Consider the following 325-nt stretch of genomic DNA (forward strand, 5'->3'; position numbering starts at 1 on the left):
AAATAAAATACATTTTATAAAGAAAATGATGCGTTGGTTTTAACGTTAAACATCAACTTTTTTTTTAGATATTGCTCTAAAATTAACAGCAAGAACAATATATTTTATTTTGAAAATTTGCCTAAATCTTCTAAACTTAAAATTAGAATTTAATTCCCTCATTATAAGGTTTTTATATTCAAAAACCAACATGTTTCAGGCCCTTTTTTTTAAAAATTGGTTTGTTATTATTCTATTATTTGTACTTATTACTTTTATTTTTTCTGTAATCTTATTTGTTAGATACAAGAAAATAAACTTCATAAAAAATTTTTCAGAGTTTGCT

Source organism: Flavobacterium sp. (genome assembly GCF_003525665.1).
Classification (GTDB): Bacteria; Bacteroidota; Bacteroidia; order Flavobacteriales; family Flavobacteriaceae; genus Flavobacterium.